The organism is Acidisoma sp. S159 (assembly GCF_009766125.1).
Lineage (GTDB): Bacteria > Pseudomonadota > Alphaproteobacteria > Acetobacterales > Acetobacteraceae > Acidisoma.
This window is the reverse complement of sequence record NZ_LMUG01000004.1, coordinates 1-23,297: the sequence shown is the minus strand read 5'-3', so window position 1 is coordinate 23,297 and position 23,297 is coordinate 1. Positions and strand designations below refer to the sequence as shown.

Sequence of the window (23,297 nt, the reverse complement as noted above, 5' to 3'; positions counted from 1 at the left end):
GCCACCGAAATGCCCCGAGCTGAACCCGCAAGAGAACATTTGGCAGTTCATGCGCGACAACTGGTTATCCAATCGCGTATTTTCCTCATACGAGAACATCGTCGACCATTGCTGCTACGCCTGGAACAAACTCGCCGATCAACCCTGGACGATCATCTCAATCGGATCTCGGGACTGGGCATAGCGGTCCTGATCAACGAGACTTGGTATTAGTGTGATAAAAGGGGACGAAAGGCCCGGATATGGTTGTCAAAGAATTGACTGCGCGAGCCGACTGTCCCGGAAATGCCAGTCTTCATCCCTTGAGCGGGACGATCATCGTATATGGAGGTCCCTGTAATTTGAACGCCGAATTCTCTGGCATCGGAAATACCGGCACTGTTCGACCCAGGAAGACCTTCATCATAAATCGTCACCCCTTTTATAATGGTCCCGGTGGAGTTTGGTGACAGAGTAATGCCGCTAGTGCTCCGGACGCTGTTGTTGCTATCATTGTGGATTCGGTCGCAAATCACTAAGCAGTTTCGGCAATTCGAAATAACTAGGCCATAGCCAGCGCCACTTTGCCCATTCTGGTATATGTCATTCTTAACAATAGTGATGTTCGCGTGGAGAACAGTGCGAGTATTGTCTCCCTGACCAAGGACCATTCCGTGGACTAGATTATTATACAGGCGATTGTTAAGTACTATGACGTTGTGGCTCGCGGGAAAAGAGTCACTGTCGTTGAAGAAGGACAGCCCGTCTAGATTGTTTGTAAACGTTGAGTTGGCAATCACGCCGTCAGATGCGCCGTTATAGATCGAGAATCCGACATCGTCCGTGATCCCGGAGACATAAACATCATCAGCCACAAAACCAGTAGTGTCGCTTCCGACAAAACCTGGTGAATTCTCGGAATTCGTCATACGCAAGCCGTCGCCCAAGAACAAATCTGAACCTGACAAGGACGCTGGAGCATTAACAAAGTGGGTTATCAAGAGGTGCGTTATCGAGACCTTGGTGACAACGGGGGAACCTACGGCTCCCGCGTCTCCCGACCAAATGCCAAGGCTTAAACGAGATGGTGAACCGTGTCCAGCGGTGTTGTCGAGCCAGTTGCCATCCAGTGTTCCACTGCCATGGAACGAAACACGTTCGGCATTTGGATCAAGCGTAAACATCGACCCTTGCGTGCCGCCGACCAACAACAGTGCGCCGTCAATTTTGATGTCGGTGTTTGAGTGGACCGCGAGGGGGCCTGTGAGATAGTTACCGTGAGGCACGAAGAGGTAGGCCTTCCCGCGGTCCGCGTTCAGCGCATTCTGGAGGGCAGTCGTGTTGTTCGTTCCGTAAGTGACCAGACCAGTGGTTCCCTTTGTCAGGGTCACCATTGCTCCTGCACCGGTCCCACTGTCCGCTGTCGTTACGGCCGGAGAGGTTGGGAAAATAGTATATGCACCCACCAGAGGAGGGGGACCGTATTGGGTGCGGGTCGGAAGCGTATAGCTTCGTGGCCCCATTATAACGCGGAGAGTGGCGCCAGTCAGACCACAGTTGGAGGTGACTGGCTCAGCCGCCAGCGTCGAGGGGTTGGTGCTATATGCACCTGGAGCCAAGATGCTTCCGAGAGCGGAGAGCATTCCACCCAAGATTGTGCCGTTGATTTGGAATGGCGCGCCTCCAGGCGTCTGCCAGGCGCCGGTTGTACCGGTCAAGATGCATGCTCCAGTCGTTCCCCCAGAACCAGCGCTAGCTATTGCGGCGGACGCGAGTTGCGTCGCTGCTACGGTGATCTTTCCCGAGTTCTTGGTATAGGAGCTTCCGCCAGCAACGGCGATGGAATCGCCGGGCTTGTAAGACGACGTGACCGTCGAAGTCGCCGGCGCTACCGCTGCGTCATAGTAGAGTGGCGCAGGCATGATGGAGGCTTTCGAAAGTGTCACATCGTAAGGATCAACGTAGGCTGCTATGATCGTGGCATCAGGCCGCTCATTCGCAGCACCGGCCCCACGGACAGTTAACGATTTTCCTACATCTGAGGGAACAAATGCTGCTCCTGGACAATGAAGTGCGGTAGAGTTGGCAGGGATTGAGCAACCGACAATCTGCAGCTCGTCCGCTTTGACGCCAAAGTCGAGTTGCACATTATCAATCCGCGCAAACCTCTGTTGGAGAGAGGCGGCCATAAAGGCGCCTTGCGCGACCATTTTCGATGCATTGAGCGTGATCTGATCCGCGATTGAGGGGGTCCAAGAGGTAGTTCTCCCCCCCATGGGGAGGCCGGCTCTGATAGATTTCTTGCGTTCGATCTCGATTCCGATCGCGGTTGGGCCTATCGCTGTCGAATTGGCCTGCGTACGCGTCTCGTTCGGCGCGTATGCACCAGAATGTTTGTCCTGGCAGCTCACATTAGGGACTACTACGCTCTGAGAGCGGGCGTCCGACGAAACGAGGGGAAACACCGCGGCTCCGAAGAGCAACAAATTCTTCATGGAGTGTGTCCTAAAGGGTGGCCTAAACACTCGTAATGAGACTCAGGGTTATAGCCCATGGATGCCCGTATTTGAAATGTGGATTGATGGGACTTCCTACCAGGGCGAGGTCTGCCGGAAGGTGGGGAACGATCTCCGACAACTCGTCATTATAGCCGTTGAAGCGTTTAACCATGCCGTTTTTTGTGGTGCGCAACGCCCTAGTGGCGATACACCGTAGCTGATTGGATGCCAACCTCTTGTTCCGCGGCTAGACGACTAGACGACTAGACGACTAGACGATTAGACTATGAGGTATATTCATTCGGCAAAGCCGGGTCGCTCGAGGGCATCGATCGGTACGCGAAAGCGACGGCACTTTCGCCCGGGTCCGATGAGGCGAACGCACTGGACGCCATTCGTCAGCTCAGTTTTCTCTCTGGCGGATTGAATCCCATCATGAGACCGCGGGGCTGGTCGTAAAGGACGTGCTTCGCGACAATGAGACGTGGCTAGTCGATGAATCCCTGACAGATAGCGCTGAACCCGGACTAACGTTTGCTGCCCGGCTTTGCTGGCCTGCGGCCTTCGCCATGACCTGTGGTATTGTCGTGCCAGTCGATGCCGAACTGGTGGAGGACACATTGATCGACAACATGGCTTTGCAGCATCACACCGACCTAAAGCGACTAGCCGACGATCCGCGATTTGCTGCCGCCATATACCGTAGCGCTCTCGATGCCGGCATCATGGAGCACGTCGCATTCCGAGAGCCCGCGCCGACCATCGCCCGACAAGAAATGGCCAAAGCCAAGCTTAGAGGCAGGAACGGATGCCGAGCCCCGCAGGCGGTGGATCAGGTGTTTGACCGAGCGACGCGTGGATCCGATTGAGTTGGTCAGAACCGAGATGGACAGTGTATCGGCGGCACCAATACGTCACTCCGGCATCAATCCTCTGTCCGGCTGGTCCGGCCATGCCACTCTCAAAGAACTCCGTTTGACCTGCCACGAGATGCAAGTAGTATAGGCTCGATAAGATTGAAAAACAGGAATTCCGTCAGTGATCTACGACGAGCTAGTGCAAAAAATTTGCCATGGCGCCAACCCTTTTCAGGGGTTTCCACGGAAACTATACTCTCCCGATATGCAAGGGTGGAATTCTCATCACAGATTTCTCACGGATTCAATTACCGAGTTCCGACCGCGCACCATTGTGGAAGTGGGAGTGTGGAAGGGGCTTTCCACGATGACGATGGCCAAAAGAGTCAAAGCTATAAACTACGATGCTGCGATAGTTGCAGTGGATACTTGGTTAGGGTCGTCCGAGCATTCCATAAGACCTGCATATCGAGAGGATCTATGCCACGTCTTTGGTTACCCGAGCCTCTACTACACGTTTGCAGCTAACGTCGTGCAGCAGAAGTTGCAGGACGTTATCGTTCCGCTACCTTTGGATTCTGGCAATGCGGCCGTAGCACTTCAAGCGCTCGCTATAGAAATTGATATGATTCACATCGATGGTGCGCATGACTATGAGGGCGTGCTTGCCGATCTTGAGAGATGGTGGCCCCTACTTAAGCCTGGTGCAGTCGTTGTTATGGATGACTATGATCCATCTGGAAAAATCTGGCCAAGCGTGAGACAGGCGGTCGACGAGTTCACTGCAAAAAAAGAGGTTCTTGGATTTTTGGCCGAGCCCTACAAGGCGCGCTTCCAAAAGATGTGAGCGTGCATTCTAGCTGATATGAGCTTGTGCGACACTGAAGCCATGGACCTGCATATGAAGGTCATTTCGGAGAGCGTCACACTAGGCCGGCATGCCGCCCTCCTACTTGATCAGGCCGGCTGGCATATGTCGCCCAGCCTGAATGTCCCGAAGAACATCACGATCGTGCCGCTGCCACCGAAATGCCCCGAGCTGAACCCGCAAGAGAACATTTGGCAGTTCATACGCGACAACTGGTTATGCAGTCGCGTATTTTCTTCATACGAGAGCATCGTCGACCATTGGTGCTACGCCTGGAACAAACTGGCCGATCAACCCTGGAGGATCACCTCAATCGGATCTCAGGACTGGGCATAGCGGTCCTGATCAACGAGGCTCGGTATTAGTATCGCCTTCCGATAGCCGGGGCCGGCTGAAGTTCTGCAGCCCTTTCAGAAATGGGGCGCGTTTAACCGGAATCCGGAACTCCGACCGTCACGCCGCAACGGCCGCGGCGACGTGCTAGCCGCAACGGAAGCCGCTGCCGTTGGCCCACACGCGGCGCAAGATCACCGCTAATTAGCGCGCTACTCTTGTCTTCGCGACGATCTAAGGCTTCGGGACACCGCGAACTTCCTGTATCGCACCACCGCGCTATGCCCCGGCGCTTGGCGATGGCCATTCCTACGCAATACCGACAAATCGCGGAGCGGGTAGGCAGTTCGGTAGGGGGCTGTCATAATCTAGTTAGAAAAGGCCCGCGTGACCGTGTGTGGAGGGTTAGAGGAAATGGGAGAGGCAGTGTGGTGTTTGCAAAAGAGTGCCTTTATGGGCTCAAGAGTGGTCCAGGAGACAAGGGGCAATCGATCCGGCTGGTAGGCAGCGTACGAATGCCATCTTCTGATCCTAAGCCATACGTGCCGTTCGACTTCATGGTTACATGCTACTACAGATTAGAGCGTCTGGAAATCCATGGCGATTCAAAGCAACCCTTGTATGGTGCATGCTGCTAACCATTTTAGCGACCAGACTGTATCAGGGAGGGCAAAGGTGGATATCTAGACGGATCTCCTAAGGCGCTGCAGCTACGAGTTGAGATCGATTTGTGTTAATTCCCCGCCGGCTTACTCGGAACGAGCAACCGAATGACTTTTAATGTTCAACTGAGCTATGTCACGCACTTTTATAACAACCTGGAGCAGGCGCGCCGGGTCGCTTCGATGTTGTCTAAGGTCCCAAAGGACGTACGAGATGATATTGAGGTGATATTCATCGACGACGGAAGCGCCGAGGGTGGGTCGATAGACTTTGGAGAACTCAATGTGAAGTATATCCGGATTCTGGATGATATCCCGTGGAACCAAGCTGGAGCTCGCAACCTTGGCTTTAGCTTGGCGTCTGGGAGAGGTGTATTCTTTACAGATATTGATCATATTCTAGATGAAGAAGGCCTCCGCAATGTCATTGCGGCCTCAACCAAACTCAGTGACAAGCAGATGTATCGCTTTGGACGCCGGCTAATTGGTGTGCGGGAATTCATCCATAGCCACGTGAACACGTTCCTTGTGAGTCGCAAGGGGTTCGAGTCGTCAGGTGGCTATGACCTCGATTTTACGGGAGCGTATGGTCACGAAGACACATTCTTAGAATTTGTCTGGAAGCTTAAAGGCGGTATCCTAGCGGAGCTTTCGACAGCGGTCCTGCTCTTTAAGGGAGCGGGAACAGCAGGGCTAAGCCGGAGCACGGAGCGGAATGAGGCCTTGCTTCATAGAAAAAGAGACGATCGCTATGTTCCGCCTTCCCCTCCGCGACTACCGAATGTACGGTGGATCGCAGCGACAAAGACGGCCAGCGGGCATTCCTTCGCCAGCGAAAGTTAAGAGTCGGTTCAAGATCAATTTGGTGTTGTGGAAGGTATCGTAGCATCACTCGCATTGACGCCCAGCGCAGGAATGCCAGGGCGTTTCGGTGGAGGAACTAACAATCCTCACTGAGGCGTCGCAGGTTCGGACCAAGCGAGACACGATCTTGACGTTTACCTTGCGACCGGCTGGAGCTACGGCCTGCTCAAGCGATTCCTAGTCTAGGATCCGTTTTTCCCGGTGAAAGCCTCTGCAGTACCCTCTGCGCCATCGATCCCGCGGCCTTCTTTGTTTAAACACATCTGAGCGTCGATCGGAGATCGTTCGAGTGCTCTTACGGAAGGGGGAACTCCAGCTCTCCTTACCGATCGGCCTTATCCGTAATCCGAGTGGAGTGGTCGTCCAGGATCCAGATTTGGCAGTTCGGGAGCGACTTGGACTTGTGTTTGATCTGTTTACGAAGTTCCGAACTGTGGCGAAGGTCATGCGCATACTCAACGATCGTGGCCTTGACCTCCCACGCCGCGACCAGCATGGCGATCCTCACGGGGCGCGAGCGACAATTCGTTCTGTGGCAGCGATCCTAAAAAATCCAAAAATCCCGCTTTTGCTGGCGCCTTCGTCTATGGTCGTACCCGCATGCGCGAACTCGCACGCGAAGGCGTTTCCCGAGCTAAGGCACCGCGACCAGTCGAGATCTGTTGCTCCGGCAGGAGGGAGTGGCAAAAGCAGTTTGCGACACGGCCTGGAAAGCCCAAACGCGGCTATGTGGGCGATATCGCAGACTTTCTCGTTCGGGCAAACCGGCGAACGTTGTAGCGGCGGCGATCGCCCGCGAACTGGCCGGCTTCGTTTGGGCGATTTGCCGATTGGTTCAGCCTGCTGCCGCATGACGTATTTGATCGACCTGAAACCACGACGGAGGAACTCGGTTCCTGTTGACAGACCAAAGTTAGGTAAGGCTGGAGGCACGGTCACGGCTAGGAGAACCCTCGAAAACATCTACAGCCGGATGTCATCCGACGCTGGTTGCTAGACAGAGGACGCTCCGCGACGCATCACCGGTCCGGCGGTAAACAACCCGCGTATCAGAGCATGATCAACCGTCGTTTCTTGATCGTGTCTCCTGCCTTTGCCCCTTTGCCTAGCTGCGGCTACGCTGAACAGACCGCAGACGGTCATAGGAATCTGACGCCTGCAGCTTGAAGAGGCGAACATGAGAGATGTTTGATCCCAGGGTTTGATGGTGCATTCTTCTCGGCGGATTGGAAGGAGGCACTATGGGGCAAGTTCACCACGGGAGCGCCACAACGACTGCGGCAATCCGTCGAGCGCTAAAGCATAGTCAAGCGAGCCTGAGGTCTCTGGCGAAGCGCTACGGGATAAGGGGTGAGGCCGCGAAGGGTTTTGAGGCGCCGGCCGCCGACTGAAGACGCTCAACGGTCTCACACCATGCGAATTTGTCTGCCGATCCTGACGGTGAGCCGGCGCATCGCGCATCGGCGACGACCCTGTCCTGTGCGGCAACACGTGCCTGGACATAATGCACCAACACTTCGAAAGACGAGCGAGCTCCGTGCAGCGTAGCAAACGACTGGTGCCTGACTAAGTTCGTTGCAAATTCAGGAACGTCCAGGCATCATCAATCCTGTGAGGGCAGGGGCGATCCGTCTCAGGAGCTAATGAGGAGAAACAAAACGTATTTTTTTTATTCAAGGACCTTGGCGGTTTGCCTATTTCGTAGTAGCCGGAGCACCAGCGCAACTCCGCAACTGGATATCTCTACATACTTCTTAATTTGAGCTAAAATATTCCATCAGTAACTGTAACTCGCCGCTACCTATTGGGAACAGAATGGTCACCCCTTTTCCTAGGTCGAACCTGACGTCTCTCGCCGCCCAGATTGTGTCGGCTTACGTGTCGCGAAACACGGTATCCCCCGATGCCCTCCCGGATTTGATCAAATCGGTCCATCTGGTGATTGGCGGGCTAAGCGGCGAAGCGACCGTCCCCGCAGTCGTGGGACCCAAGCCCGCGGTGCCGATTAAGCAATCCGTCTTCGCAGACTACATTGTATGTTTGGAAGACGGGAAGAAGCTCAAGTCGCTTAAGCGGCACCTGCAATTGTCCTTCGGGTTGACGCCAGAAGAATACCGCAAGCGTTGGGGACTGCCTTCCACCTATCCAATGGTCGCGCCTAACTACGCCGCGACCCGGTCGAAACTCGCCAAAAAGGCCGGCTTGGGACGAAAATCGCCGGTTGCTCCAGAGGGCGAGGAACTGCCCCTTGCTCAGGCTGGGGACCAAGCCCTCGGCGGGCCGCCGATCCGTCGAATCCCTGAAAGTCGCAGGGGGAGAAAAAAGGCTTCCCCAAGGTGATCGCCGTGGCGCAAGGCGGATCACGCTTGCATCTCGATTTCCGGAGGTCGGAGGCTCTCGGCTAGAGTCGTCCGGTAAAGCAGGGGTTGGGATCATGACCAGATCAAGCGTGACAGTCGTTCCTATCGGCGAGGGCCGTTTCATGGTTGTGCCGGCCGAGCCGTCGGATCGGCCGGAGCAGGAACCGGAGGGCGGCGAAGAAAACGCCGGGCATACCGAGGTCGATCTGCGCGAGATCCTCGCGCAGCGTCACGGTTTGTCGCCCGAGGAGATCGAGGCGCACATCGCTGCCGCGCGAAGCTAAGAGCCACGCGTCGCATGAATTACGGCGGAACGGGAGATTTGCCGAGATTGCGATTGGAGCGGGCCACCGGAATCGAACCGATACCTTTGGTCGGGAAGACCACTGCATAACCACTCTGCCAAGCCCGCTCAGTCGCCTTGCTGCAGCGCCGCCTTCTTACCCGATCCGCCGGCAGGGTAAAGTCGCTCTTGCGGACATTAGACGAATGGCATCCTACGGCTGGATTGCTTATGGGGAGCGCGTCGCTTCCGCGACGCAGATCGCCATCGGCGTTAGCGCCATCTTTCAGCCACTCGCCTTGATTTAAAGACCCGACCCAAGAAAGCAGGCCCGCCATGTCCTCCGATATCACGCCCGATCTCGCCGCCCGCAGCCTGGCTAAGACCGGCCGAGCCGCCGGACGCATCGTTCCGGTCATCCTCTCCGGCGGCTCCGGTACCCGCCTCTGGCCGGTCTCGCGCGAAAGCTTCCCTAAGCAGTTCTGGCCGCTCGTCTCCGACCGATCCCTGATCGAGGAAACGGCGCTCCGCACCGTCGGCGGCGAATTCGCACCGCCCCTCATCGTCTGCAACGAAGCCCATCGCTTCCTGGTCGCCGAGCAGATGCGGGACTCCAACGTCAAGGGCGCCCGCATCCTGCTCGAACCGGTCGGCCGCAATAGCGCGCCCGCCATCGCCGCCGCCGCACTGCTGCTGGCGCAGGACGACCCGCAAACCGTCATCTGCATGATGGCCGCCGACCACGAGATCCCCGACACAGCCAAACTCCGCTCCACCCTGCTGACCGCCGCGAAGGTCGCCCGAGCCGGCCGTATCGTGACCTTCGGCATCCGCCCGACCGCGCCCGAAACCGGCTTCGGCTATGTCGAGATGGGCGACCCGCTGCCGGAAGCACCCGAGGCCCATGCCCTCGCCCGCTTCATCGAAAAGCCCGACGCGGCGCTGGCCGCCACGCTGATCGCGACCGGCAAGGTGCTGTGGAATTCCGGCATCTTCGTCTTCACCGTCGGCACCATCCTCGAGGAGATGCAGCGCCACGCCCCCCGCGTGCTTGCGGCTGCCCGTCGCGCCGTCGAAGCCCGCACCTCCGACCTTGACTTCATCCGCCTCGGCCGCGACGAATTCGCCGCCTGCCCGAACATCAGCCTCGACTATGCCGTCGCCGAGCACACCGACCGCGCCGCCGTCATCGCTGCCGACTTCGCCTGGTCGGATGTCGGAAGCTGGGGCGCGCTCTGGGAACTCGGCGAGAAGGACGCCGCGAATAACGTTGCGGTCGGCGATGTGCTGCTGGAGGATGCCAAGCGCTGCTACGTGCGCAGCGACGGCATGCTGACCGCGGTGCTGGGGCTGGAGGATGCGGTCATCGTAGTGACCGAGGATGCCGTGCTCGCCATGCATCGCGACCGCACTCAGGACGTGAAGAAAATCGTCGAGCGCCTCAAGGCTCAGGGCCGGCCCGAGGCGATCATGCACAACATCAGCTACCGCCCTTGGGGCCATTACGAGGTGCTGACCGAGGGCGACCGTTTCCAAGTCAAGCGCATCGTCTGCAAGCCCGGCGAGCGGCTATCTCTCCAAAAGCATTTCCACCGCGCCGAGCATTGGGTCGTGGTCGCCGGCAGCGCCATCGTGACCTGCAACGACGAGGAGGTCCTGGTGCGCGAGAACGAAAGCATCTACCTGCCCCTCGGCTGCGTCCATCGCCTCTACAACCCCGGCAAGATCCCGCTCACTCTGATCGAGGTCCAGTCCGGCGCCTATCTCGGCGAGGACGACATCGTGCGCCTTGAGGACACCTACGGCCGAAACTGAGGCGAAGCCGGCGGCGCTAGCATTGTCCGCCGCCTAACCTTCCGCTCGGTAGGAAATCGGCGCGAGCACGCTCAGGACGATCGCGTATTTGCAGCGGAATAGACCTTGCGGTTCCATTTCTTCAGCCGCTGGTCGACCAGCCTGATCTTATAGACGCTGCCGACGCCTTGTGGCGAAGCCAACCTTGTCGCCCTCGATATTCTGCGTCGCGGTCGCCTTCGCGAGATGATGGGTTTGCGCATTTTCATTCTCCGAAGACCGGGCTGATTTCTCCTTAGTGAAGACGGGTTGCGTCGCATCGTGCGGCGGCAGGCTTAGCCGGTCAGCGAGGTCAAAATTACGAGGACACGCCTCGTCGCCTTGGTCGTGCCAATGCGGAACTCCGCTATGTTGGAACGTCAAAAGTCCGAAAAGATCGGCAAAAATTCTCTGCAGGAACGGCATAGTTTCGTCCTCCTTGCCTAGACAGAATGCCCCCTCGCGCCGCCGCTCAAACGAGCTTATGGTCGGTTTCGGATAACTTGAGGTTATGCGATGCGGCGCGGACGCCTTCCGCTGACAGCCCTCCGTAGTTTTGAGAGCGCCGGGCGGCTGCTTAGCTTCACCCAGGCGGCGGAGGAACTCTTCGTCACCCAGGCTGCCATCAGCCGGCAGATCCGCGAGCTGGAGCGTAGCCTTGGCCTTGCTTTATTCGAGCGGCATCATCGCAGCGTCAGCCTGACCGAAAACGGGGCGCGCCTGCTCGTCCGCCTTACACAGAGTTTCGACGAGATCGACAGCGCTCTGCGGCAGATGATCCCGAGCTCGGCCGCGGCCTCGTTGGTAGTCAGCGCGGAACCCGGTTTCGCGGCGTGCTGGCTGGTGCCGCGTCTCGATCGATTTCGTGCCCTGCGACCCGAAATCGATGTCGAGATCCTCTCCGATTCGCGTGTCATCGAGTTTCGCACGTCGCGCGCCGAACTCGCGATCCGCCATGGCGTGTCGGCAACGGGCTGGCCGCGCGTCGAGGCGCAGCGCTTGGCGCGAAGCCTGGCCACGCCCGTGCTGTCGCCCACGCTGCTGGCAGAGGGGCCGCCGTTGCGCCATCCCGAGGACCTCACGGGCCATACCCTGCTGCATGAGGATGGGCGGCTCTATTGGGCGGTCTGGATGGAGCAGGCGGGCATCCCCTCCGCGCAAACAGCTCGCGGCCCCCTGTTCAATGACGGCGCCCTGGTCATTCCGGCGGCTTTGCGCGGCCACGGTGTGGCCTTGGGCGATCTTGTCTTGGTCAAGGATGACATCGCGGCGGGCCGTCTTGTCGCGCCTTTCGATCTAACGGTTTCTCTCGGCAGCTATTGGCTGGTCGCGCCACGTTTCGATAGGCTCAGCCCGGCCGCTCGTGTCTTCGCGGACTGGCTGCATGATGCGATTTCATGAAGCGGCCGGCACAGGCTGCTCGCGCATTCATTCCGCTCGCCGCATTCTTAACAGACCCTATCCCACCAGATCAGCGTGATGTGTTTCCGTTGTAGCGGGTTCGTTGAGCGCGGGGTGTCCGGGAGCCGAGATCGAGATCCGCAAACAGGCGCATTATAACTTCGACTTTATCAAGTGTTGTGTCGGCGATGCACGAATTTTATCGCCCTCGAAGCGCGCCAAATTCGGCATTTCGAGACGCGGTGTGGTGGGCGATGCTTGGCATTCCGTTGCGCTGCTAGATTCCCAGGTGATCGAGGGATTGCGGTCGCGGGGGCTGTATCTCGGTCGATGAGATCGCCTTCGGTTCGACCCGCAATGTGCTAGCCTATGCCATTGACCGTTGAAGCGGCCGCGGTGCCGCCCCGCGCTGCTGCGGCGGGTATTAAGCCGGCCGCTGTGAAGGTGCGGAAATCCAGAACTGGCTGCGCGCATTCGGCATCACGCTCGGCTCTTCCAATGGCTGAGGCCCGGCCGGCGCAGGCTTTTCACACGCCTCGGGCTTTTCTCGGACCCTTTCCGAGAGCAACATCGGTTCAGAGGGAATCACCCGCACCGCTAGAGCGGCTCGCCAAAAGAAAGAGCAGCGCAGCTGGAAGGCTGCGCTGCCACGATGCGGACGTGCCTAGGGTAGAAGCGAAAAAGGGAGAAAGCGATGAAACTGTATAAAAGCCTGGTCTCTGCCGCAGCTCTGATGCTTGCCACTATGGGCGGCTCGGCGCTCGCCGACAACTATAGCTGGCCCGATAATATTCCGCCTGCGGCGAAGGAGCTCATGACGCCGCTGCCGCTGACGCCCACGGGACAGATCGTGCCGGGCTATCCAAATGGCGCGCCCGCTGCCTCGCCGGATGTGCTGACCTTCACACCTGATCAAATCGACAAGCTCAAGGCCGGCCACTTCACTGCCGGCATTGTGATGCACACCATGGCGGCAGGCTGGCCGCTCCTGCAGGTGCAGGGCATCACCCAGACGCTGAAGGGCTTCGGCATCAAGGTCGTGGCCGTAACCGATGCGAAATTCAATCCGGGCACGCAGATCAGCGACCTCGAAGAGATGATCGCGCGCAAGCCGAGCGTTATCTTCTCGATCCCAATCGACCCCAAGAGCGAATCCGCCGCCTATAAGCAGGCCTCGGCGGCCGGCATCAAGCTGGTCTTCCTGGATAATGTCCCGGTCAATATGGCGCCGGGCAAGGACTACGTCTCGGTCACTGCCTCCGACAATGAGAAGAACGCCTACTACGCCGCGAAAGAGCTAGCGGAATCCATGGGCGGCAAGGGCGAGGTCGGCATCGTTACGCTAGTCTACGACTACTACTACTCGGTTGCCGTGCGGAAGGTTGGTGCGCTTAGGGCGTTCAAGGAATATCCGGGCATCAAGCTCGATGGTATTGGCACTATCGCCTCGCCTGATGCGGCCTATAGCGTCGCGACCTCGATGTTGACGGCGCATCCCAAGATCCAGGGCATCTTCGCCGCTTGGGATACTCCAGCCGAGCAGGTCGTTGCGGCCGCCAAGACATTAGGCCGCAAGATCAATGTCACCACCAATGACATCGCGCCCGACAGCGCCTTGTTTGTCGCGCGTGGCGAGTTCTACGCGGTCGGATCCCAGCGTCCCTTCGACCAGGGCGTTGCCGAGGCAAAATCGGCGGCGACCGCGCTGCTGGGTGAGAAAGTGCCGCCCTATATCGAGGTACCGACGCTGCGTGTGAAGAAGCTGAACCTGCTGAGTGCCTTGCAGTCGGTGACGCATCAGCCCCCGCCGCAAAACGTCATCGCCGCCTGCGCAGGGCAGTGTTTCTAAGAAAATGCGTCGAGAGATCATCAGAGACTGCGCGCAGTCTTGCTTTCTCTGATGATCAAGCCTGCGCCAGCCCTTACCTCCGCCCGGCCACCCACGACAGTATGCTGATGGGTGCTTGGGTGAGGGCTGGTGCCGACTTGAATCGCAAGGACTCATTATGTCGCTGATCGAGATGCGGGGCATCACCAAGAGCTTCGGGCAGAACCGCGTGCTCTCCGATGTCGATTTCACGCTCGAACCCGGCGAGGTGCATGCCCTGCTCGGCGAGAATGGTGCCGGCAAGTCGACGCTGATGAAGATCCTCATGGGGGTCTATCAGCCGGATGCCGGCACCATCACCCTCGACGGCGAGGAAATCATCGGCCGCACGGTCGGCGAGCATCTGAACCAGGGGATCGCGATGATCTTCCAGGAACTCAGCCTGGTCCCCAATGGCACCGTCGCCGATAATATCTTCCTCGGCCGCGAACCTTATGGGGCCGGCTGGTGGGTCGATCGCCGCGCTATGCGGCGGGAAGCCGCAAAGCTCATCGAACTCTATGGCTTCGCGCTGAGCCTCAAGACGGAAATCGGCCGGCTGCCCTTCGCGCAGCGGCAGATGGTGGAGATCCTCAAGGCGGTCGCGCGCGGCGCGCGGGTGCTGATCATGGACGAGCCGACCTCATCGCTCACCATGCATGAGGAAGCCGCCCTTATGCGCATTATCGCCGAGCTGAAAGCGCGCGGCATTGGCATCGTCTATATCAGCCATCGCATGGCCGAGATCTTCGCGGTGAGCGACCGCATTAGCCTGGTCAAAGACGGCCAGCTGATCGGCCCAATGCGCCCGGCGGAGACCTCGGTCGCCCATATCTCCGGCCTGATGTCGCGCGGTGTCGCGGCGGTCGAACTCGCCCGCGGCAGTGCGGCGCGGCCCGGCACACCGGCACTGGAAGTGCGGGGCCTCAGCACCGCCGGCAAGCTGCGCGATATCGGCTTCTCGGTCGCGGCGGGGGAGGTGGTGGGTCTCGCCGGTCTGGTCGGCAGCGGCCGCTCGACCCTCGCCAAGGCGCTGTTCGGTCTGCTGCCGGACCGCGTGGGCGAGGTGCTGGTCGATGGCCGCGCTGTACCGCCGGGCGATCCGGCCGATGCCGCCAAAGCCGGGCTCGCCTTGGTGCCGGAGGACCGGCGGCGCGAGGGTCTGGTGCTCGACCAGGGGCTGGCCGCCAATATCTCGCTGCCCAATCTCGACCGGCTGCGGTTCGGCGGCGGCTGGCCGATCTTCTCCCGCTCGGCGGCCGATGCGCTTTTCGGGAAATTCCGTACCGCACTCGCCATCAATGCGCGCGGCCCACGCCAGGCCGCCACCGAACTCAGCGGCGGCAATCAGCAGAAGGTGGTCTTCGCAAAATGGCTCGCGACCTCGCCGCGCGTGCTCATCCTCGACGAGCCGACCTCTGGCGTCGATGTGAATGCCAAGGCCGAGATGCGCGCCTTGATGCGTCGCACGGCGGCCGAGGGTGTCGGCGTGTTGCTGATCTCTTCCGAGCTTGAAGAGTTGGCGACGACCGCCGACCGAGTGCTGCTTATGATCGATGGCCGGATCACCCGCGAGGCCGAGCCCGGCCTGCACGAGGCGGGTTTGCGGGCCATACTGCAAGACGAAGTCGCATCCTCCAAACGTCCGGTGATCGCGTGAATACACAGAGCTCGCTCGTGCTGCGCCTACTGCGCGACCACGTCACTTATGTCATCTTCCTCGCGGTCACGATCTTTTTTGCAGTCGTCGCACCCAACTTCGCCTCCTTCGCGACGGCGGGCGCGATCCTGCGCATCACCGCGATCGTCTCGGTCATCGCGATCGGCATGACCTTCGTCATCATCTCCGGTGAGATCGATCTTTCGGTCGGCTCGGTCGCGAGCTTTGCCGGCATGATCCTCGCCTTGCTGCTGGATGCGGGCCTGCCCTCCTGGCTCGGCGCCATTCTGACGCTCGCGATGGGGGCGGCGATCGGCGCGGTCAATGGGCTGCTGGTGACGCGGCTGAAGATCCCATCCTTCCTGGTGACGCTCGGCATGTTGAGCGTTTTCTCAGGTGCGGCGCTCACCGTGACCAATACGATGCCGGTGCCGATCGTCGAGAACGGCATCAACAACGTATTGTGGAATGGCAGCCTGCTGACCATCGCGGCGCCGGTGTGGTGGACACTGCTGGTCGTGCTGCTGGGCTATTATCTGCTCCACGTCTCGCTGTTTGGCAGGCGGGTGCTGGCGGTCGGCGGCAATGCCGTGGCGGCGAGTTTCTCCGGCATCAATGTCAACCGCACGAAGATCTGGGCTTTCGTGCTGAGCGGCAGCGCCGCGTCGCTGGCCGGCATGATGCTGGCCGCGCGCAGCACCGCGGGCAATCCGAGCCTGGGCGCGGGGCTGGAACTCGACGTAATCGCCGCAGTGATCATCGGCGGCACCAGCCTGTTCGGTGGCTACGGCACCATTTTGGGTTCGGTGATCGGCGCCATCTTCATCGGCATCATCGGCTTCGGCCTGCTCGTGATGGGCTTCTCCACCAGCGTGCAAGAGATCATCAAGGGTGCGATTATTATCCTGGCGGTGTCGGTGAATAGAAGATGAGTCTTGGTTGGAGGGCTGCGTGCCAGGAGCCAGGGCAGACTTGTGGCGTGAGCCACCAACTATTCACCGCCTTATATGTGTCGCGGCGGCGCTGCGTCTTTGTTCCCAGCCGGCGCGTTCCAGCTCCGGGACTTCGGCTTCCTCGCTCGGATAGCCTAAGCAGAAATAGCCGATGAAGGTCCAGTCCGAGGGCACCTCCAGCACTGAGATAAGGCTCGCCGGATCCAGGATCGAGACCCAGCCCAGACCCAAGCCCAAGGCGCGCGCCGCGAGCCATAACGTATGCACCGCCATCACCGCCGAATAGGCGGTGACCTCGGGCATGGTGCCGCGCCCCAGCCCATGGCCTTGCGCGGGATCGGGATCAGCGAAGACGGCGATATGGCACGGCGCCTCGTCGAGACCGGCGAGCTTCAGCCGGGCATAGGAGGCGGCGCGTTCAGGCGCCTGGCTCGCCAGACACCGCGCGTTGCAGTTTTCAAAATTCTTGCGCACGGCGGCGCGTCTTGCCGGCTCGTCGACCGTCACGAAGCGCCAGGGCTGGCTGAGGCCAACCGATGGCGCCAGGCTCGCCACCTCCAGCAATCCCTCAAGAACCGCAGGCGCTACCGGCGTCGCGCGAAAGTGGCGCACGTCGCGCCGCCAGCGGAACAGCTCAAGCAGACGCAGGCGAAAGGTATCGTCGAAGACCGGAAGGCCCTCCGGCCCATCCGTTGCGGTGCCCCCTTCGCTCAAGACGCGCAGGGCACATAAGGACGGGCCGCATCCGCGCCGCGCGTCACCGTCGTGATGCCGATGACATAGCGGCCATCGGCGCTGCTGAGATCCTTCTCGGCGGTGCAGGCATAGCCCGGCAGCAAGCCAGCGGGGAAATCGCTCGCGAAGGAGGGATAGCCTTTCTTCAGCACCACGACATGATCGAAGCCAATATCCGCCGGCCGGCTGAGCGGATTCCAGGTGAAGTCTTGCGGCAGCGTCGCCGCACGCTGCCCGAGATAAGGGTAATAGAGGGACGGATCGACCAGCGCCGCCTTGGCATCCTCATGCGCGAGCAGGTCGTGCGTCGTCTCCGTCATGGCACGCAAATCCGTGTCGATGCGTGCGAGAACGCTTGGCTGGACGTGAAAGCCATAGACGCCATGTGCCCGAAGGCCAATGCCCCAGGTCGCGAGCCCGGCAAGCACCGCGACGGCGGCGAGTGGAATCGCCAAAACACCAAACCGGGCCACGCTTTCCGCGCGCAGGCTGCCCAGCAGCGCGCAGAGGATCAGCAGCAGACCGAGCAACAGGAGTGGAAAATACCACATCTCCTTGCCGGTCAGATGCGCGAAGACGGCGGCGATGCCGAAGACCAGCGCGAAACGCCACGCCAGCATGGGCGATAGTTTCGCCTCCACCCAGCCGCTACGCCAGCAGCTCACGAAAGCCCAGCAGGCCGCGACGAAAGTCACCACGGCGGAGAGCTTAACCGCGGCACCGGCATGGCGCCCGGCTTTGCGCGACAGCTGGAAAGCCCAATGCGCACGATAGACTGCAAAATCGCCCGCGAGGCGCTCGGCTTCTACCGCCACCACGGCGATGGCAATCACCAGGACGAGCCATTCCCACCACCGCACGCGCAGTGTGTTCCAGCGCGACGGGCGCAGCATCGGCAGCGCGCAGAAAGCCACGGCGCAGGCCGGCAAGGCCAGCAGCGGATGCACCATGACGGAGAGGGCGGCGAAAGCGAATCCCGCCAGCAGCCGGCCGCGCAGCAGGCAATCGAGCGCCGCCAGGGTGGTCAGCAGCGCCAGCGCATCGGGCCGCGCGATATCCGCGCCGAAGACGACCGGAAGGCTGAGATACCAGACGAGAACGAGCGCGGTGCCGAGCACCGGCCGCCGCTCATCCAATTCGCCGAGAACGACCGCCACGACATGGCGCAGGATCAGCGCCGCCCCGGTGACGCAGAGGAAGGAGACCAGCCGGGCGAGGCGGAGGCCGGCATGGTCTGCAAGGAAGAAGACGATGCCGTTGAGGATATAATAGCCGCTCGGCATCCAGTAGATCTGCGGCGTCAGCATCCGCGCGCCCGAGAAGCCGTTGCCATGGGCGAAGCTGACCGCTGGAATCAGGAAATGGATCTCATCTTCCCAAGGCGGCGGCAGCGCGAGCGGCCACACCGCATGTGCGAAGACAAAGCTCAAAATCGCCGCCGCACTCAGCAGGAGAAGGAAAGACCCCCATCGGGACAGCGGTGACAGCATGGAAATTTGTCCTTAAAATCTTGGTTCAACTCTGCACCGGGGGCTGGCGCAGGATTGTAGCGCGAGCTGCCGATCAAGACTCCTGATGCCAGCTTGAACCAAGCACTCACAACTTCATGCGTTTAAATATTCTCTCAGGCACCAGGCCGATCACCGTCATGATCGGCCACCAGATCGGCCGGACATAGATCACGTCTCGGCCTTTCGCGGTCGCCAGACGGATCGCGCGGGCGACTTCCGCTGGCTCAGCGGTTAGCCGGGCAGGGAGTTTCATGCCCTCCGTCATGCGCGTGTTGACGAAGCCGGGCTTTACGGTGATCACCCGCACGCCCTTGGCCGCCAAGCGGTTGCGCAGCCCCGACAGGAAGGCGGTGAAGCCCGCCTTGGCCGAGCCGTAGATGTAATTGCTCGCCCGCCCGCGATCCCCGGCGACCGAGCTGATCCCGATGATGGTGCCGCGTCCCAACCGCTCCAGCCGGTTGGCGACTTCGCCTAGGAACAGCGCAGGCGCCACGTAATTGGTGTTCATCACGCGCTCCGCCTCCGCGTGATCCGTCGCGGAACGCGACTGCTCGCCGAGCAGGCCGGCGACCATGATGACGGTCTCGGCCTCGGGAAAGCGATCGAGCAGCGGCACATGCGCTGCCAAGTCGAGCAGATCGAAACCGACGATATCCACCGTGACGCCGTAGCGCAGGCGGAGATCCTCGGCATCGCGCTCGAGCGCTTCGGCCCGCCGCGCCGCCAGGACCAGCGAATGACGCGCCTCGGCATAGGCCCGTGCCAGGGCCCGCGCGATATCGGAGGTCGCGCCCAGGATCATAACGGCGTCCCCGGGAGAGCCAGGGCGGGAGCCGGGCGTATCGTTCACAGATCGAGCCTTTGCGACTGGATGGAGGCGAATTTGCCCGCGGGATCCATGGCCGCGCGGAGCCGGCGGAACTCCGCGAGCCGCGGATAGCCGGTTCGCATCATCGCAGCGCCGGAGCGGGCATCCTTGGCGAGATAGAGTCGGCCGCCGAAATCCGTAACGATCGCGTCCAATTCGATGAGCAGGTTGAAAACCGGGATGCTCGCCGGGAAGTCGAGGGCGAGGGTATAGCCCTCGGTCGGGAAGGACAACAGCCCGTCCCCCTCCGCGCCGAATAGCTTGAGCACGGCGAGGAAGGAGCCACAGCCCGCCTGCGCGATGCGCCGCAGCAGTACCGCCATGCCTTCCGGGCAGGCGGCCAGCGGGATGACGCATTGATATTGCACGAAGCCTTGCCGCCCATAGATGCGGTTCCAGTCGAGTAGTGCGTCCAACGGGTAGAAGTAGCGGTCGTAGTCGATCAGAGCCGTGCCGGGCTTGGCGCGCCGGTAATAGAGCTCGTTGAAGACCCGCACGCTGTGGCGGCTGAGGGCGAGGCGCGGCAGATCCACGGGCACCCCGCGCGACTTACGGGTTGGTACGGCCAGCCGCTCCGCCACCTGCGCGCGCGGTGCATGCTCGCCGAGATAGACTAGCGAGCGGCCCGTCGGGGCAAGGCAATCGATCCAGGCCACGGAATAGGTCCAGGCGGCGGTGTCTTCCAGCAGCGCCATGGCCTCGGTGAGATTGGCAGCGCGCCGGGTCTCCTGCCGGATCATCGGGGTTTCGATGGCGATCAGCCGGAAGGTCGCGTCCAGGATGATGCCGAGCAGCCCCATGCCGCCGCGGCAGGCGGCGAAGAGTTCGGCGTTTTCGTCACGCGCGCAGCGCAGGATTTCACCGTGGGCGGTGAGTAGGCTGAGGCTTTCGACATGGGCGCCGAAGGTGCCGGCGGTATGGTGGTTCTTGCCATGTACGTCGGCCGCGATCATGCCGCCGATTGTGACGAATTTGGTTCCCGGCGTGACCGGCGGGAAGAAGCCGCGCGGCACCGCGAAGGTGAGCAGATCGGCGAGCAGCAGCCCGGCCTCGCAGGTAATCCGGCCGCTTGCGGCATCGAAGGCGAGGATACGACCGCTCGGCAGCGTCGAAAGCGTGCAGGCCGGGTTGAGCGCCGCATCGCCGTAAGAGCGGCCATTGCCCCGCGCGATAAGGCTTGCCTCGGCCGCGACCGCGGCCTGCGCATCCGCCGGTTCCCGCATGCCCCGCACCCGGCACTCCACCCGCGGAAACCGCCCCCAGCTGTTCAGAAGCATTGGTTTAGTGGCTATGCCACAAGTCTGCGCTGGCGCAGGCTTTACCCGCAACACGCAGGAGTGGGTGTAAGCGCATACCCAGCGGGTTCATATCGTACGGTCAAATACCAGGCGCCGGTCGAGATGGTATTTGGTCCAGTAGCCGATGGCCAGCCCCAGCACCGCGCCGAGATAATGCAGCGAGCCGCCATGACCGATGCGGTCGAACAGGAATTCGGTCGCCCAGAAGATCAGCGTCGTGCCGCCCGAAAGCGTCGTGTAAAGCGTGAGTTTGCGCGCGTGGTTGTCGAGGCCGGTCGAGCGATCGTTAAAGATCCAGCGCTTGTCGAGGAAGTATTTCGGCAGGATGCCGGAGCCGGTGCCGAACAGCATCGCCACGGCCAGCGCGAAGGGTCCGCCATAGAGGGCCATGACGCTGGCCTGAACCGCGAGGTTGATGGCGGTCGAGATCCCGGCGAAGACCGTATAGCGGACGGCCAGCGGCAGGCGCGGTGCGCGGGGCAGGGCTAAAACTGCGGGCTGCATTAGAGGCTCGCGGCGAAAATGACGAGGCAGAGTAAGGCGCAAACTTGGCTGGCCCGGTCGGTGACGGCAAAAAACACGGGATCCTCATGCATCTCGTTGCGATGCGTCAGCACCAGGATACGGCCGAGCCAGTAGACCAGCACGCTGCAGATCAGGAACAGCCGATTAGGCGAGCTATAGAGCAGCCGCACCGCATCGCTGCTGACGTAGAGCCCCATGACGAGCACCGCTGTGAAGCCGCTTGCCGCGGCCAGCGCCTCGAGTATCGGCAGATCCGAAAGCCTGTAGTCACGGCCGGAAGGATCGCCCAGGCCATTGGCGCTGCGATCGGCGAGCTCGGCGCTGCGCTTGATCAGCGCTAGGCTGGTGAACAGGAACATGCTGAAGGCGCCCAGCCAGGCCGACATCGGCACGCCGACCGCGACGGCGCCGGCATAGAGCCGGATGCCGTAGAGCAAAGACAGCACCACGACATCGACCATCAGCTGCCGCTTCAGCCCCATCGAATAGGCGACCGTGATGGCGTAATAGATCGCGAGCAGGGCCACGAAATAGGGTGGCAGCAGCGCGGCGAGGCCAAAGCTCGCGATCAGCAGAACCGGGATCATCACCAGCCCGTGCAGCATCGGCACGGTGCCCGCGGCAAAGGGCCGTAGACGTTTGGTGCGATGCCGCCGGTCCCGCGCGAGATCGGCGAGATCGTTCATCAGATAAACGCTGGAGGCGCAGAGGCTGAACGCCATGAAGGCGATCAGGCAATGCACGACATCGGCGGTGTCAATGAGATGGGCGCCGAGCATCGGCATGACCAGCAACAGATTTTTGGCCCATTGATGGACCCGCATTGCCTTGACATAGGCGCGCGGCTCGGTGCGCAGCTGGCCCAGCACGGTCGCCTCGGGCCAGCGTTTGACCGCCTGCCGCGTCAGCTTGGCATTAGCATTGACCACCAGGATGCCGGCCGCCTTCTCCCAGACCTGGAGATCGACCTTGTCATTGCCGGCGTAATCGAAGCCGCCCTCGCCGAAGGCTGCGCAGAGTGCGGCGGCCTTCGCGGAGCCGGAGAGGTTGGTGGTGCCGTCCGAGGCGAAGACGCCGTCAAAGAAGCCAAAATGCGCCGCCACGGCCTCCACGAGGGATCGATCCGCCGCGGAAGCCAGATAGAGGCGTCGGCCCCGCGCTCGCTCCGCCGCGAGCAGGTCGAGCAGGTCCTCATTCCAGGGCATGGGCGCGAAATCGAGTTGGACATCCTGGGCCAGTCGCGCCTTCAGTGCTGCCTTGCCATGGCGCAAGGCGAACAGGCCGCTGACCGCTTTGAGCGGCCGCGTCGCGACCGTTGCCGAGAAGCTTTCGACCAGCAGATCTGAACGCAGGAGAGTGCCGTCGAGATCGACTACGAGCGGTGGTTCGAGCGCCGCGTCGTCGGGAACCGCATCACGTGGCGAATCGACGACGACCCCGGCCGGGGAGAGGGTTTCCCGGTCACGCAGCTCCGTCGCCCGCGCCAGAGACGCCGGTTCAAAATTCATCACACCCTCAGCCACGAGGAGTCGTCATCCACGACAGCGGTTGCCCTGCAGACACTGATGCCTCGTTTCGTCGGTTGGGTCTTGATCGATATAGGGTAACTAATGGTGCCCGCCGTTCGAGTTGGCTCTTTGGCGAGGGGTCCGGAGGCGCTAATCACATCGGATAGCTAGGGTATTTACTACGGGGATCGCGGTTTCGGGCCAAAAATTATCCAGTCAATCCGTAACAATTCTTTCAAGAAGGGGTCCTTCAGAACGAGGTCGCCAGGGATTTTATCTTATCTGCGTCTATTCGGTCAGTGCAGAGGGTGAATGGCCGCCGTTAGAGCCGTGTGCCTTGGCAGCCCCGTCGTCACCTTACAGTCCGTTTGAGAAAGGTCAGTCATGGGCGATCCGGCGTAAAAGCAGGCTTCCCATGGCGACATGGATCATGG

At 60.8% G+C, this 23,297-nt stretch carries 16 protein-coding genes, 1 tRNA gene and 4 pseudogenes; 13 read left to right on the top strand and 8 right to left on the bottom strand.

Annotated elements, in window-relative coordinates; translation table 11 throughout:
• Window positions 1-184 (top strand): annotated as a pseudogene (locus GSQ92_RS29920) (IS630 family transposase); the annotation flags it as partial.
• A gap of 25 nt (window positions 185-209) precedes the next feature.
• On the opposite strand, the gene GSQ92_RS01750 reads toward GSQ92_RS29920, so the two are convergent.
• Complete coding sequence (locus GSQ92_RS01750) at window positions 210-2,474, bottom strand: right-handed parallel beta-helix repeat-containing protein (RefSeq protein ID WP_159012877.1); 2,265 nt, start codon at window positions 2,472-2,474, stop codon at window positions 210-212.
• A gap of 1,041 nt (window positions 2,475-3,515) precedes the next feature.
• On the opposite strand from GSQ92_RS01750, the gene GSQ92_RS01745 reads away from it, so the two are divergent.
• The 7 genes and pseudogenes from GSQ92_RS01745 (at window position 3,516) to GSQ92_RS01720 (ending at window position 8,705) form a co-directional block, all read left to right on the top strand.
• Window positions 3,516-4,181: a class I SAM-dependent methyltransferase gene (locus GSQ92_RS01745; protein WP_159012876.1), complete on the top strand. Its 666-nt coding sequence runs from the start codon at window positions 3,516-3,518 to the stop codon at window positions 4,179-4,181.
• An 18-nt stretch (window positions 4,182-4,199) separates the two neighbouring features.
• Window positions 4,200-4,538, top strand: a pseudogene (locus GSQ92_RS01740) (transposase); the annotation flags it as partial.
• Window positions 4,539-5,305: 767 nt separating this feature from the next.
• The gene (locus GSQ92_RS01735; protein WP_159012874.1) at window positions 5,306-6,040 is read left to right on the top strand and encodes a glycosyltransferase family 2 protein; all 735 of its coding nucleotides are present in this window, start codon (window positions 5,306-5,308) and stop codon (window positions 6,038-6,040) included.
• Window positions 6,041-6,711: 671 nt separating this feature from the next.
• A pseudogene (locus tag GSQ92_RS30720) lies at window positions 6,712-6,915 on the top strand (IS110 family transposase); the annotation flags it as partial.
• Window positions 6,916-7,302: 387 nt separating this feature from the next.
• Window positions 7,303-7,407 (top strand): annotated as a pseudogene (locus GSQ92_RS01730) (IS481 family transposase); the annotation flags it as partial.
• A 469-nt stretch (window positions 7,408-7,876) separates the two neighbouring features.
• Window positions 7,877-8,401: a MucR family transcriptional regulator gene (locus GSQ92_RS01725; protein ID WP_159012873.1), complete on the top strand. Its 525-nt coding sequence runs from the start codon at window positions 7,877-7,879 to the stop codon at window positions 8,399-8,401.
• Window positions 8,402-8,495: 94 nt separating this feature from the next.
• The gene (locus GSQ92_RS01720; RefSeq protein ID WP_158805881.1) at window positions 8,496-8,705 is read left to right on the top strand and encodes a hypothetical protein; all 210 of its coding nucleotides are present in this window, start codon (window positions 8,496-8,498) and stop codon (window positions 8,703-8,705) included.
• A gap of 54 nt (window positions 8,706-8,759) precedes the next feature.
• Here GSQ92_RS01720 and GSQ92_RS01715 read toward each other — a convergent pair.
• A tRNA-Gly gene (locus tag GSQ92_RS01715) sits at window positions 8,760-8,833 on the bottom strand.
• A gap of 207 nt (window positions 8,834-9,040) precedes the next feature.
• Here GSQ92_RS01715 and GSQ92_RS01710 point away from each other — a divergent pair.
• The 5 genes from GSQ92_RS01710 (at window position 9,041) to GSQ92_RS01690 (ending at window position 16,397) form a co-directional block, all read left to right on the top strand.
• Window positions 9,041-10,519: a mannose-1-phosphate guanylyltransferase/mannose-6-phosphate isomerase gene (locus GSQ92_RS01710; RefSeq protein WP_159012872.1), complete on the top strand. Its 1,479-nt coding sequence runs from the start codon at window positions 9,041-9,043 to the stop codon at window positions 10,517-10,519.
• Window positions 10,520-11,053: 534 nt separating this feature from the next.
• Window positions 11,054-11,938, top strand: a complete 885-nt coding sequence (locus GSQ92_RS01705; RefSeq protein ID WP_159012871.1) for a LysR substrate-binding domain-containing protein — start codon at window positions 11,054-11,056, stop codon at window positions 11,936-11,938.
• A gap of 694 nt (window positions 11,939-12,632) precedes the next feature.
• On the top strand, window positions 12,633-13,787 hold the full coding sequence (locus GSQ92_RS01700) for a substrate-binding domain-containing protein (RefSeq protein WP_159012870.1): 1,155 nt from the start codon (window positions 12,633-12,635) through the stop codon (window positions 13,785-13,787).
• A gap of 157 nt (window positions 13,788-13,944) precedes the next feature.
• Window positions 13,945-15,465 (top strand): sugar ABC transporter ATP-binding protein, encoded by a 1,521-nt coding sequence (locus tag GSQ92_RS01695; RefSeq protein ID WP_159012869.1) that lies wholly within the window; start codon window positions 13,945-13,947, stop codon window positions 15,463-15,465.
• Window positions 15,462-16,397, top strand: a complete 936-nt coding sequence (locus GSQ92_RS01690; RefSeq protein ID WP_159012868.1) for an ABC transporter permease — start codon at window positions 15,462-15,464, stop codon at window positions 16,395-16,397. The genes GSQ92_RS01695 and GSQ92_RS01690 overlap by 4 nt, the downstream gene beginning before the upstream one ends.
• A gap of 63 nt (window positions 16,398-16,460) precedes the next feature.
• Here GSQ92_RS01690 and bluB read toward each other — a convergent pair whose 3' ends face one another.
• The 6 genes from bluB to GSQ92_RS01660 form a co-directional block, all read right to left on the bottom strand.
• A complete protein-coding gene (gene bluB, locus GSQ92_RS01685) occupies window positions 16,461-17,132 on the bottom strand; it encodes a 5,6-dimethylbenzimidazole synthase (protein ID WP_159012867.1) in 672 nt (223 codons plus the stop codon).
• Entirely contained in the window at window positions 17,129-18,643 is a 1,515-nt protein-coding gene (locus GSQ92_RS01680; RefSeq protein WP_159012866.1) for a hypothetical protein, read from the bottom strand. Before GSQ92_RS01680 ends, bluB begins: the two co-directional genes overlap by 4 nt.
• 106 nt (window positions 18,644-18,749) lie before the next feature.
• Window positions 18,750-19,514 carry an SDR family oxidoreductase gene (locus GSQ92_RS01675; protein ID WP_216856709.1) on the bottom strand — a complete coding sequence of 255 codons (765 nt, stop codon included), beginning with the start codon at window positions 19,512-19,514 and terminating at the stop codon, window positions 18,750-18,752.
• Window positions 19,511-20,755 (bottom strand): FAD-binding oxidoreductase, encoded by a 1,245-nt coding sequence (locus GSQ92_RS01670; protein WP_216856708.1) that lies wholly within the window; start codon window positions 20,753-20,755, stop codon window positions 19,511-19,513. The genes GSQ92_RS01675 and GSQ92_RS01670 overlap by 4 nt, the downstream gene beginning before the upstream one ends.
• 141 nt (window positions 20,756-20,896) lie before the next feature.
• Entirely contained in the window at window positions 20,897-21,334 is a 438-nt protein-coding gene (locus GSQ92_RS01665; protein WP_159012864.1) for a GtrA family protein, read from the bottom strand.
• Window positions 21,334-22,863: a UbiA family prenyltransferase gene (locus tag GSQ92_RS01660; RefSeq protein ID WP_159012863.1), complete on the bottom strand. Its 1,530-nt coding sequence runs from the start codon at window positions 22,861-22,863 to the stop codon at window positions 21,334-21,336. Before GSQ92_RS01660 ends, GSQ92_RS01665 begins: the two co-directional genes overlap by 1 nt.
• Between the last annotated feature and the right edge of the window lie 434 nt (window positions 22,864-23,297).

What these genes read in the sequence shown, in the direction of transcription:
- GSQ92_RS01750 (WP_159012877.1), bottom strand. Translation starts at nt 2,474, where the DNA reads ATGAAGAATTTGTTGCTCTTCGGAGCCGCGGTGTTTCCCCTCGTTTCG.
- GSQ92_RS01735 (WP_159012874.1), top strand. Translation starts at nt 5,306, where the DNA reads ATGACTTTTAATGTTCAACTGAGCTATGTCACGCACTTTTATAACAAC.
- GSQ92_RS01725 (WP_159012873.1), top strand. Translation starts at nt 7,877, where the DNA reads ATGGTCACCCCTTTTCCTAGGTCGAACCTGACGTCTCTCGCCGCCCAG.
- GSQ92_RS01720 (WP_158805881.1), top strand. Translation starts at nt 8,496, where the DNA reads ATGACCAGATCAAGCGTGACAGTCGTTCCTATCGGCGAGGGCCGTTTC.
- GSQ92_RS01710 (WP_159012872.1), top strand. Translation starts at nt 9,041, where the DNA reads ATGTCCTCCGATATCACGCCCGATCTCGCCGCCCGCAGCCTGGCTAAG.
- GSQ92_RS01705 (WP_159012871.1), top strand. Translation starts at nt 11,054, where the DNA reads ATGCGGCGCGGACGCCTTCCGCTGACAGCCCTCCGTAGTTTTGAGAGC.
- GSQ92_RS01700 (WP_159012870.1), top strand. Translation starts at nt 12,633, where the DNA reads ATGAAACTGTATAAAAGCCTGGTCTCTGCCGCAGCTCTGATGCTTGCC.
- GSQ92_RS01695 (WP_159012869.1), top strand. Translation starts at nt 13,945, where the DNA reads ATGTCGCTGATCGAGATGCGGGGCATCACCAAGAGCTTCGGGCAGAAC.
- GSQ92_RS01680 (WP_159012866.1), bottom strand. Translation starts at nt 18,643, where the DNA reads ATGCTGTCACCGCTGTCCCGATGGGGGTCTTTCCTTCTCCTGCTGAGT.
- GSQ92_RS01670 (WP_216856708.1), bottom strand. Translation starts at nt 20,755, where the DNA reads ATGCGGGAACCGGCGGATGCGCAGGCCGCGGTCGCGGCCGAGGCAAGC.
- GSQ92_RS01665 (WP_159012864.1), bottom strand. Translation starts at nt 21,334, where the DNA reads ATGCAGCCCGCAGTTTTAGCCCTGCCCCGCGCACCGCGCCTGCCGCTG.
- GSQ92_RS01660 (WP_159012863.1), bottom strand. Translation starts at nt 22,863, where the DNA reads ATGAATTTTGAACCGGCGTCTCTGGCGCGGGCGACGGAGCTGCGTGAC.